Here is a 14065-nt window from a genome sequence, read left to right on the forward strand (position 1 = left end):
TTAGTGAGAAAGCAAACAACGATAGGTTCTCAGCATAAAAAAGGCTGCCCGATATCTCAGGCAGCCTTTCATATTTGTACTTTATACTTCTGATTAGAAATTATTCAAAGCAGCATTAAGCGTTTCGCTTGGGCGCATAGCTTTGCTGGTTTTCTCTTCGTCTGGGTGATAGTAGCCACCAATCTCAACTGGTTTGCCTTGGGCTGCGATCTGCTCATCTACGATCTTCTGCTCGTTGTCGGTCAGCTCTTTTGCCAGGCTAGAGAACTTGTCTTTCAGCTCCTGGTTTTTGTTCTGCTCAGCAAGTGCTTGTGCCCAGTACATGGCTAAGTAGAAGTGGCTGCCACGGTTATCAATACCGCCTACTTTACGAGCCGGAGACTTATCTTTCTCCAGGAACTCAGCATTTGCTTTATTCAGGGCTTCTGCTAATACTTCAGCCTTCTCGTTCTTGGTTTTGTAAGCAAGGTCTTCCAGCGATACAGCCAGGGCTAAGAACTCACCAAGCGAATCCCAACGCAGGTAGTTTTCTTCCACGAACTGCTCTACGTGCTTCGGCGCAGATCCACCGGCACCTGTTTCGAACAGGCCACCACCATCCAGCAACGGAACGATAGAAAGCATTTTGGCACTAGTGCCCAGCTCCAGAATCGGGAACAAGTCCGTCAGGTAGTCGCGCAGTACGTTACCGGTTACCGAGATAGTGTCTTTACCAGCTTTGGCACGCTCGCAAGTATAACGCATGGCCTCAACCGGAGACATGATCTTGATCTCAAGTCCGTTGGTATCGTGGTCCTGCAGGTATTTCTCTACTTTCTTAATCAGGTTAGAATCGTGAGCACGCTGCGGATCCAGCCAGAAAATAGCTGGTGTGTTGGTAATTCTAGCTCTGGTAACGGCCAGCTTCACCCAGTCTTGGATAGCTACGTCTTTTGTCTGACAAGCTCTGAAGATATCACCTTTCTCTACCTGCTGCTCCATCAGCGTGTTACCGTTCGCATCTACGATACGCACCGTACCAGCCTCAGCCATTTCGAAGGTCTTGTCGTGCGAGCCATACTCTTCCGCCTTCTGGGCCATCAGGCCGATGTTCGGAACTGTACCCATGGTAGTCGGGTCGAAAGCGCCGTTCTCTTTGTTGAACTTGATCACCTCCTGGTAAATACCTGCGTAAGAGCGATCCGGAATGATAGCAACTGTATCTTTTGGTTTACCATCAGGCCCCCACATCTGGCCAGACGTACGGATAGCCGCTGGCATAGACGCGTCGATGATCACGTCGCTTGGCACGTGCAGGTTGGTAATACCTTTGTCAGAGTTCACCATTGCCAGCTCAGGGCGCTTCTCCATCTCAGCTTTCAGATCAGCCTCAATCTCGGAACGCTTTTCGGCTGGCAGGCTCTGGATCTTATTGTATACATCGCCCAAACCGTTGTTTGCATCCACACCAATCTCTTTGAATGTAGCAGCATGCTTGGCAAACGTATCTTTGAAGAAAACCTTCACTGCATGGCCGAACATGATAGGGTCAGATACCTTCATCATGGTAGCCTTCAGGTGCAGCGACAGCAGGATATTATCTTCCTTCGCCTCAGCAATCGCCTTTTCGAAAAATGCGTTCAGTTCAGCAACATGCATTACCGAAGAGTCCATCACTTCGCCTTCCTTCAGCGCCACTTTCTCTTTCAGCACTTTTGTATCACCGTTGGCACCCACAAACTCGATGCGCACGTCCGTAGCCTTATCAGCCACTACAGATTTCTCGCTGCCATAGAAGTCGCCGCTCTCCATGTGCGCCACGCGCGTTTTGGAGTCTGATGACCATTTGCCCATTGAGTGCGGGTGGCTCTTAGCGTACTGCTTCACGGCATCAGCCACACGGCGATCCGAGTTACCTTCGCGCAACACAGGGTTTACCGCGCTACCTAAGATCTTGGCGTAACGGGCTTTAATATCTTTCTCTTCGTCGTTTCTAGGCTCAGCCGGGTAGTTCGGGATGTTGTAGCCCTGCGACTGAAGCTCTTTTATAGCCGCATTCAGCTGCGGAATAGAGGCGCTGATGTTAGGCAATTTGATGATGTTCGCCTCCGGAGTTTTCGCCAGTTCACCCAGGTACGCCAGGTCATCGCTTTGCTTCTGCTCTTCAGTCAGACTCTCCGGGAAGGCAGCGATAATACGGCCCGCAAGCGAAATGTCTCTTGTTTCTACTTCGATACCGGCTGCTTTAGTGAAAGTTTGTACAATTGGTAAGAATGAACGCGTTGCTAACGCAGGAGCTTCATCTGTAATGGTATAGATGATCTTTGATGTTTTTGCCATTTAGAATGTTAGTTAAGGCTATACTTTACTGCTAGGCAGCAAAAGTATAGGTTAAAAATGCTTTGATTAAGGATGTTACAACTACAAATCCAGCATACGGAGCAACTGTTTAGCCCAGCCGGATTAAGGAACAAATATAAGAGACTTTTTGATATAGGCAGGGAGGCAAGCCAGCTTTCCTTATTTAATTAGATTATAGCCTCAGCTGAGTTAAAGATACGCACGGTTACACGCCCTAGAGAGTAATAAATTTGGTATAAATCATATTCTTGGACAAGAAAAAGGTGAGTCAAATTTTATGGTTTATTTAGCCAAAGGTGAGGCTCCTGCCCTTTCCATTCAAGGGCACCAACACTAGTCCAAGGTTTAGCCATCTGCTGATGCAGGTGATCTTTTCTCCATTCCATTACAACATCCACTTCCCTTACCTTAATTACAAATAAAGCGTCCTGTAGAGAGACCTGATTCTTAGCGGCCCAAAAACCAACATAACGTACCAGCCCTTCCTCTAGCTGTATCACGTCCTTTGGATACGCACCTATTATTCTCCCCCACTTCGTGTACATTCTGCCAAAACTGTATTCATCGGCCATACCCAGTTTATCTATTATCGGTAACCAGGCTCGCCTACCATCTTCAGCAACATACTCTACTGCGATAATCTTATAACTACCTTCTCTAAAGCCGGCAAAAATAATATTCTCTGTTACACCTAGCAGCTTTGAATTAAAAACGGATAACGGAAAAGATGTATTAGCAATGAGTTGCCGTAACCTATCTGTGCCGGTATAGCTGCTGAGCTTCTGAGCTAGGGGTGAATTTAATGTAAGTACTAGCTGCGCAAGCACCAGGTAAGCTATAAAAAAATATATAAAGCCTGCCTTTAAGTTTTCCTTAAATTCGTAGCTATTCTCTGGACTCACAGTTTGCTCTTGTACCTGCCCGTGCTCCAACGCACTGATAAAAACCCGCTCTAGCTGTGGCACGATTAAAATAAGCTTTAGTGGCCAAAGCAGCCAGACTTTCCCCATTGCCTGACCAATTGCAGCCGGGCCTGTACTTAAACTCCCATCACCGGAAATAAAACATAGGCATTCTTCCGTTCCCGATTGCTGCCTATATGCTAAGTTTCTGCTGACATCGAAGTGCTCCAGTAGTATCTTCACCCGCTGCGCCACTTTATCACCGGAACAATAGATTAGTATACCAGCTTTGCCCTCCTTATTGTCTGAGCGGCTTATTCTGTTCCAGAAGCTAACAGGCAACAGAAGCAGGTACAGGCCAGCAAATGTGACGCCAAAAGAAGGTATAGGAAAGATATAAGCAATACTTAGATGCATACTTATCCCTATCGCAATAAGCCAGAATCTCACCTTCCGGAATGGCAATAGAAACAGAAAAAGAGCCTCAAACAGTAACACCAGGTAGCCTAAAGATATCATGAGCACCTTTTGGTCTAGATGCCAGTTTAAGTCGGTATACACCAAATTTGGCAGAGAAGCAGGTAACCATACACCCAGTCCACTTAGCCATACCTCGGAGGCCCCCTTATGAAAAAAAGAATCGAAGTACTGCAACCCTAGAACCAGCAGTACAGGCAGGAAGTAATAGATCTGTCTTACCTTCCGTTCTTTTTCATGCAGTGTTCGAAGCTTAAAGCGCAGGCTATCTAAAGAGAGCCTATGGCTTACAGGCAGCACCATCAACATAAAACTTAGTCCTACCAGCGCTGCATCAAAATGATACTTAAATGATGTAAACGAAGAGAAGAAGACAAGTACCAGCACGTAATTAACAACAGCGGCGATACGAGTAGAAAATCCAGCTGCTAATAACAGAAGTACTCCCAACCAGCATAGCAGTACTAGCGAAAAACTTAGCTCCGACTCTACTACATAAGGGATCGGGTTAAAGTACAGGTGCCGGAAATAAAAAAGATTGGCTACCTCCACGAACAATACTGAGCTAAAGAATACTCTGAATACACTAAGACCTAACCCGGTAACTTTGTTTCTGGCAGAGCCCTTTACCTTATTGTATAGAGGAAACATAGAAAGTGGCTAAAGTATAAGCCTTGGCCTTAAACCAACGCTCTCAATGATTGATTAGGTAGCAAATATAAGAGTCTTCTTAATATAGGATAAGAATTTAACAGCCTTTCCCGGCACAGTTTATCCACAGCCATTACAAGCATAGGGTTCTGCGTTAGCTACTCATGCAGCAGACCTCTTCCATTTACTAAATTATATATAGCTTCTAGTTTTTATCGTTTGCCCCTCACTTAAAAGGCCAGCACAAAGTATAACTCCAGCACCAGTACCACGTTTACTACAAGCTTAAACGATACAGCCTGCCTATGTCATCATTTTTTACTGCACCAAAGCTCGCACTTACCTTAGCGCTGTTCCTGTTCTTCTCTCAAATTTGTGCGGCTTCTCAAACACCTCTCCGGATCATGGCACTTGGCAACTCCATTACCCAGTCCAACCAAAGCAACTATAGCTACCGCTACAACCTCTGGAAAAAGCTGCTGGACGCTAACCTGGAGGCAGACTTTGTTGGATCACATGCAGAAAACCGTGGAGGCAACCCTAATTGGCCACAGTATAACGGTAAGAGCTTTGACCCTGATAATGAAGGGCACTGGGGTTGGAGTGCAGACCAGGTTTTATACGGAAATACAGAAGAACCTAACAAAGGAAAACTAAGCCAGTGGCTGCAAAACTATACTCCAGACCTCGTGCTGCTGCACCTCGGCACCAACGACATGTTCAGGAACCAACCCCTTGATGAGACATTGAATGAACTGCGCGAGGTAGTAAGGCTTCTAAGAGCAGATAATCCTGAAGTGACCATACTTTTTGCCAAGCTTATACCTGCCTATGACCAAAAAGTAGGGCCACAGGCGGCAAATAACATTGTGCTATTGAATGAGAAGATTCCGGCCTTGGTAGCAGAGTTGAATACCTCCACCTCAAAGGTTATACTTGTAGACCAGTTCACCGGCTTTAACCCTACCACCGGTGCCGACACCTGGGATGGCGTGCATCCTAATGCATCAGGAGAAGAGAAGATGGCGCAGCGGTGGTTTGATGCTATTATGCAGGTAGCAGCGCCATCTGCTGTAACCATTAACGGTTTCGATGCCAGCAAAACCGAGCAGGGCCACATAGCACTGGAGTGGCAAACAACATCTGAGTATAAAAGCTCAGAGTTTGAAATTGAGCGTGCATTAAACTCGAATAATTTCGAAAAGATTGGTGAGGTGGCCGGTGCAGGAAGTTCCACTACGCTAAAAGAGTATGATTTTACAGACCAAAACGCACCCTACGGTGATTTATACTATAGGCTGAAGCATATTGGAGAAGATGGCAAATTAACATACTCTGAGGTAGAGTTTGTTAAGAAAGAGCAGGTGCTAAGCGCAGCAGATGAGATATCTATGAAACCTGAGCTACAGATTTATCCTACTGCTACCAGAGACAAAAAGATAACGATGGCGCTTACCGGGCAGCAGCCTTTTTCAGAAGTTGAGATCCACATTTATACTTTATCGGGCCAGCGTGTACAGCGTGTAGTAAAGCAGTGTACAGCAGACGGCAGTGTGAGCATGGATATTCATCTAAACAATGCACAAAAGGCAGGTTTATACCTGGTGCAGGTGCTAACACCTACAGGAAAGTTACAGGACGAATTTATACTTGAGTAACTTACTCTTTGCCCTGGTCCTGCATCAGCTGGATTACTTCTTCATCGGAGGTTTGGTAAAACTCTTCGTAAAACTGCCCCACGGCCTGAAAAAAAGGCGGTACAAGTAAGCAAACCACTTCATCTACCATACTTTCGAAGCGCGCTATTGCCTCAGCTGGGGCTACGGGTACGGCTATTACTATCTTCTCAGGACTTTCCTGTTTTACCAGCTTTACGGTAGCCTCCAGTGTTTTACCAGTGGCTATACCATCATCTACAATAATTACCACTTTGTCTTTCAGCGCAATATGCTCCCGATCTCCCAAAAAGAGCTTATACTTTTGCTTTAGGCTTTCCCGGATACGCTGCACCTCCCGCTCCACGTATTCATGTGGTACTTCTGCACGCTCATCCACTGCTATACTTTTAAGGCTAACGGCACCAATGGCAAACTCTGGATTCGCCGGATGGCCTATTTTTTTTGTAAGCGTTACCTCCAGCGGCATTCCCAAGCTTTTTGCAATTGGAGCAGCTACCGGAACGCCACCCCTAGGTATGGCCAGCACCACGCCTTGCTCGCCTTTATACTTTTGTAGCCGCTGAGCTAACTCCCTTGCCGCACTCTCACGGTTGTGGATCATGTTCATAGTTTTACATTAATTACAGATGGGTAGATAGCTACTGAAGGTTTTCTCTCTAGCCCTGCCACTCATCCTCTAGTTAAAGATCATGGTTTATCCTGGTGCAGAGGGTGCTGCTTGCCTGGCTCCAGGTATTTTCTAAACCAATCGGTAGCTAGTTGCGCTACCATCTCCAATGCTCCCGGCTCTTCGAACAGGTGTGTCGCATCAGGTACAATCTCCACATCTTTTAGGCACTGCAGCCGGTCCTGCGCCTGCCTATTTAAGTCAATAACAGGATCATCCTTACCTCCTACTATTAGCAGTGTTGGCGATTGCACATCAGGCAACACTGAGTCAGCTAGATCAGGGCGACCACCACGGCTAACCACAGCCTTTACCATATCGCCTAAAGCAGCTGCTGCACCCAGAGCAGAGGCTGCGCCTGTACTTGCCCCAAAGTAGCCGATATTATAGTCGGTTAAACGTTCATCTTTCAGCACCCAATTAGTGGCATCTATCAGGCGCTGCGTAATTAAAGGTATGTTAAAGCGATTGTCGTAATTCTGGTCCTCCTGAGGCGTGAGCAGATCGAAAAGCAGCGTAGCAAAACCAGAGCGCTGCAGGTGTTCGGCTACAAAGCGGTTGCGCGTGCTTAGGCGGCTACTACCGCTGCCATGAGAAAAAATGACTAGTCCTTTTACTTTCTCCGGCACAGACAGGTCTCCGGTAAGATTTACTTTTCCTACTGGTATGGTTACCTCCTCTTGTATAGATAAGTTTGTCATAGTTTGTGTACTTAGGTTGCGTTACAGCACATGCCGTACTTTTTGGATTACGCCCACAAATTATAGAAGTTCAAAAAGCCACACCAATACGCGTCTGTCTTCGTACTGCAAGTATAAATTCCTGATAATCATGCCTAAGCTGCCATTTATATTTGCATTGCTGTTGTTTTTTAGCGCCTGCAGCACAGAAAAGAGTACCTCAAACACAGAAGAGACTGTTGCCAAAGATACTACTGAAACTAAACCACAAGCTGCGCCAGAAGATAACTTTCAGACTGCCTTTTCTACCTATTTTGAGGCACTACAAAACTCCGACACGGCTGCTTTTAACCAGTTTATCCATCCGAAGTATGGCTTGTGGGTAATTGAGCAACCAGGTGCCGTACCCAAAATGACACAGGTACACGACATCCGAAACTTTGGACGCGAGTACCAGGGCAAGTCGTTTTTCACTATTGCCCTGGAGATAAAGCAGTGCAACTTAGTAGAAGAGCCTTTCCCATCTTTTGACTGCGCAGATCTAAATTATGATGCTGGAAAAACTGGCTACAGCAAAGACGGCTGCTTTGTATGGGATGCTGAAAAGTTTAAAACAAGTGGCTACTGGAACTACGCCAGCCTTTCCGAGGCAAAGATTCAGCAAATTATAGAGACTTTGCCTCTGGTGCAGAAGACCGTACTGCATACCAACACCTCTTTCGAGTTTCACTTCGGTAAAGTAGATGACCAATGGTACCTGCTCTTCGCCAAAATCATGTACCCATGCAGCGCTTGAAATAAAGTTTAGATTGAGTGATTGAGTGAATAAGAATCATACCTATACCATCTCCCCTATCATTCGTAATTCTTAATTCATAATTAGAAAAGATGGCCTACTTCAGAAGACATGATACTCCCCCACCCGACCCTAACCTGCTGCGCGAACTAACAGAGCTACAGAACAAAATGCAGCAGCGTATCATCATCCAAAAACCAGACTTCGACCTGAAACTGATTGCCGGCTGCGACTCCTCTTTTATTGGTAAGGATTCTATACTTTCTGTTTTTGTTTTGATGACCTACCCTGAGTTGGAGGTACTGGAGAAAGTATGGCATCACGGTCCGGTAGAGTTGCCCTATGTGCCCGGCTTTCTTGCTTTTCGTGAGGCGCCCAACTTATTAGAGGCTTATAAAAAGCTAGATCAAAAACCTGATTTAATTATGGTAGATGGCCATGGTATCTCACATCCTCGCCGCCTGGGCATTGCCACGCATCTGGGCCTGCACCTAGATAAGCCTACCATGGGTGTGGCCAAGAAGTTGCTAGTAGGCAAGTATAAAGAACCGGCCACTACTAAGGGATCAATCTCCCCTCTTGAGTATAAAGGAGAAGTTATCGCCAATGTTTTACGCACAAAGGATAATATTAAACCGGTCTTCGTTTCTCCCGGCCATCTCATGGACCTGGAATCTGCAACAGAGATTGCTTTCAACTGCGCTATCAAGCATAAACTGCCTGAACCTACCAGATTAGCTGACCATTATGCGGCGGTGTTTAAGAAAGAAGTGAAGTAGAATTTGTTCGGTTCAAGAAGTCCAACCACCCCTACCCCCTCCTTATCTAAGGCGGAGAATTCTGCTTTTGCGGTTTCTGTTGCCAGCCCGGTAGCAGTTATTCTTCTTTATCATCTTGCAAAGATTTAGATTAAAAGAAGTTAATTGTTAACTATAGGGCGCCAGCGTTTGTATGAGCAACAACATATTCCCCGCCTTAGATAAGGAGGGGAAAGGGGTGGTTGGACCAGGTACCGCGAATTAAGTATTGCTCTTTTATCTTCCAGCTTCTAACTCAGACAAAAAGTCCACTTTTTCCAAATACCCCAACCTAAAACCTGTCATTATTTCAGTAGAATCATCTAAAAATACCATTGGTGCACCCTTTGCTTCTTACCTCGTAGAACTAAAACTAAGGGAAACAGACAAAGGAATATGAATTTTAACAACTATACCATTAAAGCCCAGGAGGCCATTCAGAAGGCCACTGAGATAGCAGGCGGCAACCAACAGCAGGCTATTGAGACTGGGCATATTTTAAAAGCGATACTGGAGACAGACGAGAATGTAACAAACTTCCTGCTCCAGAAACTAAACATAAACGGAAACATCCTGCACAGCAAGCTGGATGAGATTGTGGCTGGCTATCCAAAAGTAAGTGGTGGCAGTCCATATTTGGCTAACGATGCGGCGGCGGCTCTTCAAAAAGCTACTTCTTATTTAAAAGAGTTTGGCGATGAGTATGTAGCCATTGAGCACATGCTGCTGGGAATTCTGGCGGGTCGTGATAAAGTAGCTGGTTTGATGAAGGATGTTGGCTTTAACGAGAAAGATCTTAAAAAAGCAATCAAAGAACTTCGTGGAGGGGCCAAGGTAACTGACCAGAACGCAGAAGCAAAGTATAACTCGCTGAAGCGCTACGCCAAAAACCTAAACGAAATGGCCCGTGCCGGTAAAATCGACCCGGTAATTGGCCGCGACGAGGAGATTCGCCGTGTGCTCCAGATCCTGAGCCGCCGTACCAAAAACAACCCGGTACTGCTGGGTGAGCCTGGCGTGGGTAAAACCGCTATCGTGGAAGGCCTGGCGCAGCGTATTGTTTCTGGCGACGTACCAGAAAACCTGAAAAACAAGACACTGATGAGCTTGGACATGGGTCTGCTGGTAGCAGGTGCTAAGTATAAAGGTGAGTTTGAAGAGCGTTTGAAGGCCGTGATCAAAGAAGTAGTGGATGCCGAGGGCGAGATCGTACTCTTCATCGACGAGATCCACACCCTGATTGGTGCCGGTGCAGGTGGCGAGAGCGCCATGGACGCAGCCAACCTATTAAAGCCAGCCCTGGCACGCGGCGAACTGCATGCCATTGGTGCTACTACATTAAAAGAGTATCAGAAGTATATTGAGAAAGACAAAGCCTTGGAGCGTCGTTTCCAGGCGGTGATGGTGGACGAGCCAAGCGTGCCGGATGCCATTTCCATACTTCGCGGTATAAAAGACAAGTATGAAGTACACCACGGGGTGCGCATCAAAGACGATGCGATTATTGCTGCTGTGGAGCTGTCGAACCGTTACATCACAGACCGCTTTTTGCCAGATAAGGCCATTGACCTGATGGACGAGGCAGCCGCGAAACTGCGTATCGAAATTGATTCACTGCCAGTGGAGCTTGATGAGATTCAGCGCCGCATTATGCAGCTGGAGATTGAGCGCGAGGCTATCCGTCGTGAGAATGATAAGGACAAAGAAACAGTTCTTTCGAAGGAGATTGCTGATTTAAGCGGCAAGCGTGATGACCTGAAAGCTAAGTGGCAAAACGAAAAGCAGATCATTGAGGGCATTCAGAAAGAGAAAGAGAACATTGAAAATTATAAACTGGAGGCCGAGCAGGCTGAGCGAAGCGGTGATTATGGCCGTGTGGCGGAACTGCGCTATGGTAAAATCCAGGAAGCCGAAGCGAAGCTGAAAGAACTACAGGAGCAGGTGCGCCAGATGCAGGGTGAAAACCCGATGCTGAAAGAAGAGGTAAACGCCGAAGATATTGCCGAAGTAGTAGCCAAATGGACCGGTATACCTGTAAGCAAAATGCTTCAGAGCGACCGTGAAAAACTACTGCACCTTGAACAGGAGCTGGGCAAACGCGTGGCTGGTCAGGAAGAAGCGATTGAGGCCATTTCTGATGCTGTGCGCAGAAGCCGTGCCGGTATGCAGGACCCGAAACGTCCGATTGGCTCGTTCATCTTTCTGGGTACAACGGGTGTGGGTAAAACAGAGCTTGCCAAAGCCTTAGCAGATTACCTGTTCAACGATGAGAACGCCATGGTGCGCATCGATATGAGTGAGTACCAGGAACGCCATGCCGTAAGCCGCATGGTGGGAGCGCCTCCGGGCTACATTGGGTACGATGAAGGTGGCCAGCTGACGGAGGCTGTGCGCCGCAAGCCATACTCTGTAGTTTTGCTTGACGAGATCGAAAAAGCACACCCAGATGTGTTCAACATCCTGCTGCAGGTACTTGACGATGGCCGCCTGACCGACAGCAAAGGTCGTGTGGTAAACTTCAAGAACACCATCATTATCATGACTTCAAACATTGGCTCGCACATCATCCAGAGCAATTTTGAGACGATGGATGAGTTTAACCATGATGAGGTGATTGAGAAGACCAAAGACGAGGTTTTTGAACTGCTGAAGAAGTCGGTGAGGCCGGAGTTCCTGAATCGTATCGATGAGCTGGTAATGTTCCGTCCGTTGAGCCGTGAGGATATCCGCCAGATCGTGGAGATACAGTTTGGCCACATTCAGGACCGCCTTGAAGAAGCAGGCATACGCCTGATTGCCACAGACGAAGTACTGGATTATCTGGGCGAACAGGGTTACGACCCGCAGTTCGGTGCACGGCCACTGAAACGTGTAATTCAGCGCCAGGTGCTGAATGAGCTCTCCAAAGAGATTCTTTCTGGTAAGATCAGCAAGGACTCTGTAGTAGAGGCTACACTGGAAAATGGTCAGATCCGGTTCAATAACGTGGACGTGGAAATTCCGACTGGTGAATAAATTGTGATTTAGTTTAAAGTATAGATTAGCTGTAAACCCCGCTGCTCCTCGAGAGTGGCGGGGTTTTATGTTTATAACCCAATAAATCTATTTTTATTTATATATATTTATAATCTCAAAATCAGTCAACTATGAGCAGTGAAAGCGCTAAAATTATAGAACTAGTTATATCATTTATTTCCGGTATAGCCATTACAATAGGGGGTGCATGGATTTCTTACCTTTTTCAAAAGAGGCATGAGAGGAAAAAGGAACAATTACAACTTAAGCATGATATTTACAGACTACTTCTAGATATTTATTCTGACTACTTTTGGGTTACGACAGCAGAATTACATGAAATTAGCCTTGAAGTTAAGAAGAGGCTGAAAGATAATTCATGGAAAGTGGCTGATAAGCTTCGACAGTTAGATAGCTTTAAATATCAAAGAGAGATTCTTAACATTTTATTCAATGAAGGTTATTCATCTACAATCGAGAGAGCTAACGCTTTGGATACACTTATCAAGAAACTTCATAAAGAAATTAATCCAAATTATATCAAAACTATAAGAGAGATTGGGAAAGAAAACCTTATTAAATTAGGTACAGATGAAGGCCAACAAACCGCACCAGCTAGCTTATATATCTAGCTACTGAGCTTATAGAAATTATTCCTTCAGTATGTTATAATTTCCACTCCCCTTCCAGCAACCACCGCATCGCCCTCTCCTTATCTGCCATCTCATAATACCGTACCCCATACTTCTTAACCGGACTTATAAGCTTAGCGGCCAACTTTTGCCACCACTTCTCTCCTACCATGGCTACCCGGCCATAATCCAGCCCATGCACTACATCAAACAGGGCGTTTTCAATGGCAGCCACAGGATGCACCCATTTTACATCAGCCATTTCATAGTATAAATGCACCTCATCACATAGCTGCATCAGGTCGCGGAGCAGGTTGCGGTAGGCATCAAAGTCGGCAATGGCAAGCTCACCGCTTATGCGCACCGCCAGTATATTCTCATGAGTTTCAGGCAATATTTCCAGCATCTTGAATAAGTTTATACTTAATTTTTACGCAGAGGAATCTAAATACAGGGGAAGTATTTTATACTTTAATTACTGGTTCAAAATCTATACTTTGCGCCTGCTATACTTCCATATACTGATGATGCTCAAAAGACACCTGCTGTTCCTGCTCTTTGCCTTTACCATACTTACGGCACAAGCCAAAGTTGATACGCTTACTATCCAGAGCCCTTCGATGCAGAAAACTTTAAAAGCAGGCGTGGTTACTCCAGAAGGGTATAAAAAGAAAAAGAACGGCCCTTACCCTGTTTTATACTTACTGCACGGCTACAGCGGCAATTTCAGTAATTGGTTAAAAGTGCCTCCGCAAAAAGACCTGCTACAACGTATGGCCGACAAGTATAATTTTATAATCGTAACGCCAGACGGAGGCTACAGCAGTTGGTACTTCGACAGTCCCGTTGATCAATCAAGCCAGTACGAAACCTTTATTACGCAGGAGCTGGTGCAATTAATCGACAGCAAGTATAAAACCATCAGAGAGAAAAACGGCCGCTTTATTTCAGGCTTAAGTATGGGTGGGCACGGGGCATTATACTTATCTGCCCGGCACCCGGACTTATACTTAGCTGCTGGAAGTATGAGTGGATCAGTAAACATTGCTGCCATAGACCGCAAAAACCTGTTGCCAAGTATAGAGGCTGTATTAGGGCCTAAAGAGGAGAATCAGCAGCGTTATGAACAAAATTCCATTGTACACATGGTGCCACAGCTAAAGCAGAGCGGCATTGATTTCATTATCGATTGTGGTGTAGATGACTTTTTGATTGAGGATAACCGGGAACTGCACCGCAGGTTAGTAGCAGCAAAGGTCCCACACGATTACATCGAACGCCCTGGCGCACACTCCTGGGCATATTGGGGAAATGCACTGGAGTACCACCTGCTGTTCTTTAGCAAGTTAAAAAGTTAAATCCCTGATAATATTAGAACAATCTCAAAACCATTTATACTTCACATTACTAAATGCGAAGCTTCTAATGG

General features: G+C 46.0%; 11 protein-coding genes. 6 read left to right on the forward strand and 5 right to left on the reverse strand.

The features are described 5' to 3' along the window. Positions 1 to 93: 93 nt before the first annotated feature. Together H8S84_RS12780 and H8S84_RS12785 are read right to left on the reverse strand one after the other, a co-directional pair. A complete protein-coding gene (locus H8S84_RS12780) occupies positions 94 to 2319 on the reverse strand; it encodes an NADP-dependent isocitrate dehydrogenase (RefSeq protein ID WP_187067725.1) in 2226 nt (741 codons plus the stop codon). A gap of 296 nt (positions 2320 to 2615) precedes the next feature. Further along, a complete protein-coding gene (locus H8S84_RS12785) occupies positions 2616 to 4370 on the reverse strand; it encodes a hypothetical protein (RefSeq protein ID WP_187067726.1) in 1755 nt (584 codons plus the stop codon). Between the two features lie 305 nt (positions 4371 to 4675). On the opposite strand from H8S84_RS12785, the gene H8S84_RS12790 reads away from it, so the two are divergent. Continuing rightward, entirely contained in the window at positions 4676 to 6028 is a 1353-nt protein-coding gene (locus H8S84_RS12790; protein ID WP_187067727.1) for an SGNH/GDSL hydrolase family protein, read from the forward strand. Between the two features lies 1 nt (position 6029). On the opposite strand, the gene H8S84_RS12795 is transcribed toward H8S84_RS12790, so the two are convergent. After that, complete coding sequence (locus H8S84_RS12795) at positions 6030 to 6656, reverse strand: phosphoribosyltransferase (RefSeq protein ID WP_187067728.1); 627 nt, start codon at positions 6654 to 6656, stop codon at positions 6030 to 6032. Positions 6657 to 6736: 80 nt separating this feature from the next. Further along, positions 6737 to 7417: a dienelactone hydrolase family protein gene (locus H8S84_RS12800; protein WP_187067729.1), complete on the reverse strand. Its 681-nt coding sequence runs from the start codon at positions 7415 to 7417 to the stop codon at positions 6737 to 6739. Between the two features lie 130 nt (positions 7418 to 7547). Between H8S84_RS12800 and H8S84_RS12805 the strand changes: the two genes are divergently transcribed. The 4 genes from H8S84_RS12805 to H8S84_RS12820 all read left to right on the forward strand — a co-directional run bounded on the left by H8S84_RS12805 (position 7548) and on the right by H8S84_RS12820 (position 12636). Further along, the gene (locus H8S84_RS12805; protein ID WP_187067730.1) at positions 7548 to 8192 is read left to right on the forward strand and encodes a hypothetical protein; all 645 of its coding nucleotides are present in this window, start codon (positions 7548 to 7550) and stop codon (positions 8190 to 8192) included. 92 nt (positions 8193 to 8284) lie between these two features. Further along, on the forward strand, positions 8285 to 8971 hold the full coding sequence (nfi, locus tag H8S84_RS12810; protein WP_187067731.1) for a deoxyribonuclease V: 687 nt from the start codon (positions 8285 to 8287) through the stop codon (positions 8969 to 8971). 414 nt (positions 8972 to 9385) lie between these two features. Then, entirely contained in the window at positions 9386 to 12004 is a 2619-nt protein-coding gene (clpB, locus tag H8S84_RS12815) for an ATP-dependent chaperone ClpB (RefSeq protein WP_187067732.1), read from the forward strand. 131 nt (positions 12005 to 12135) lie between these two features. Next, positions 12136 to 12636, forward strand: a complete 501-nt coding sequence (locus H8S84_RS12820; RefSeq protein WP_187067733.1) for a hypothetical protein — start codon at positions 12136 to 12138, stop codon at positions 12634 to 12636. A gap of 34 nt (positions 12637 to 12670) precedes the next feature. On the opposite strand, the gene H8S84_RS12825 is transcribed toward H8S84_RS12820, so the two are convergent. Continuing rightward, entirely contained in the window at positions 12671 to 13042 is a 372-nt protein-coding gene (locus tag H8S84_RS12825) for a SpoIIAA family protein (protein ID WP_187067734.1), read from the reverse strand. Positions 13043 to 13160: 118 nt separating this feature from the next. Here H8S84_RS12825 and H8S84_RS12830 point away from each other — a divergent pair, with 118 nt between their 5' ends. After that, positions 13161 to 13994 (forward strand): alpha/beta hydrolase, encoded by an 834-nt coding sequence (locus H8S84_RS12830; protein WP_394367999.1) that lies wholly within the window; start codon positions 13161 to 13163, stop codon positions 13992 to 13994. Positions 13995 to 14065: the final 71 nt, after the last annotated feature.

Source organism: Pontibacter cellulosilyticus (genome assembly GCF_014306105.1).
GTDB lineage: Bacteria > Bacteroidota > Bacteroidia > Cytophagales > Hymenobacteraceae > Pontibacter > Pontibacter cellulosilyticus.

Excerpts from the sequence above, each read along its gene's own strand:
- H8S84_RS12785 (WP_187067726.1), bottom strand. The coding sequence starts at position 4,370 with ATGTTTCCTCTATACAATAAGGTAAAGGGCTCTGCCAGAAACAAAGTT.
- clpB (WP_187067732.1), top strand. The coding sequence starts at position 9,386 with ATGAATTTTAACAACTATACCATTAAAGCCCAGGAGGCCATTCAGAAG.
- H8S84_RS12795 (WP_187067728.1), bottom strand. The coding sequence starts at position 6,656 with ATGAACATGATCCACAACCGTGAGAGTGCGGCAAGGGAGTTAGCTCAG.
- H8S84_RS12800 (WP_187067729.1), bottom strand. The coding sequence starts at position 7,417 with ATGACAAACTTATCTATACAAGAGGAGGTAACCATACCAGTAGGAAAA.
- nfi (WP_187067731.1), top strand. The coding sequence starts at position 8,285 with ATGGCCTACTTCAGAAGACATGATACTCCCCCACCCGACCCTAACCTG.
- H8S84_RS12825 (WP_187067734.1), bottom strand. The coding sequence starts at position 13,042 with ATGCTGGAAATATTGCCTGAAACTCATGAGAATATACTGGCGGTGCGC.
- H8S84_RS12780 (WP_187067725.1), bottom strand. The coding sequence starts at position 2,319 with ATGGCAAAAACATCAAAGATCATCTATACCATTACAGATGAAGCTCCT.
- H8S84_RS12805 (WP_187067730.1), top strand. The coding sequence starts at position 7,548 with ATGCCTAAGCTGCCATTTATATTTGCATTGCTGTTGTTTTTTAGCGCC.
- H8S84_RS12830 (WP_394367999.1), top strand. The coding sequence starts at position 13,161 with ATGATGCTCAAAAGACACCTGCTGTTCCTGCTCTTTGCCTTTACCATA.
- H8S84_RS12820 (WP_187067733.1), top strand. The coding sequence starts at position 12,136 with ATGAGCAGTGAAAGCGCTAAAATTATAGAACTAGTTATATCATTTATT.
- H8S84_RS12790 (WP_187067727.1), top strand. The coding sequence starts at position 4,676 with ATGTCATCATTTTTTACTGCACCAAAGCTCGCACTTACCTTAGCGCTG.